This is a genomic window from Phocaeicola sp. ICN-14070 (assembly GCF_037892625.1).
GTDB lineage: Bacteria > Bacteroidota > Bacteroidia > Bacteroidales > Bacteroidaceae > Phocaeicola > Phocaeicola plebeius.
The window spans coordinates 1-559 of the sequence record NZ_JBBKBF010000178.1 but is presented as its reverse complement, the minus strand read 5'-3'; the positions used below and the strand labels follow the sequence as shown (position 1 = coordinate 559).

Genomic DNA, 559 nt, shown 5'->3' with positions numbered 1-559 from the left:
CTGTTTGCGAAGCCCTGCCTTTTCCTCATTCGCCAGACCCAGCTGGCAGCAAAGTAACTCGTATGCTCTTTCATCAATCATGATATAAAGGTACGAAAAATCAGGCAGTTACGCAAACTTTTTATCGTTCATTTTGTGCCATTTTATTGATAATCAATGTATTAATATTAATCTTTCGGACTGACGTACATCTTGTCAACTACTATACTTTCAGTAAGATAGGCCATGTCCGACCATTGTATCCGGTAGCATTTGGAAACTTCATCAAACACAGGTTTCTTGAACTTTCCCATGACAGGACGTTTCTCGTAAAGCACATAAAAACCGCGTTCATAATGAAGTATTTTCACAACTTTTCGGTTCCTGGACATAAACATATATACATTGGATGCATCGCTCGGGTCAAGTGACATCTCTTCCCTTATACTCTCACACAGACGGAAGATTCCTTTCCGCAAATCCACATTACCGTTGAACAGGTAATAGTTCAGGTTAACGCTAAGTCCAAGCATATCATCCTATCATTTTATTAAGCAACAGACTCAAATCAAGAACTGTG

General features: G+C 39.4%; 1 protein-coding gene. It reads right to left on the bottom strand.

Going from position 1 to position 559, the window contains the following annotated elements:
- Positions 1-167 precede the first annotated feature (167 nt).
- Positions 168-512, bottom strand: a complete 345-nt coding sequence (tnpB, locus tag WKT20_RS18185) for an IS66 family insertion sequence element accessory protein TnpB (RefSeq protein ID WP_270531328.1) — start codon at positions 510-512, stop codon at positions 168-170.
- Positions 513-559: the final 47 nt, after the last annotated feature.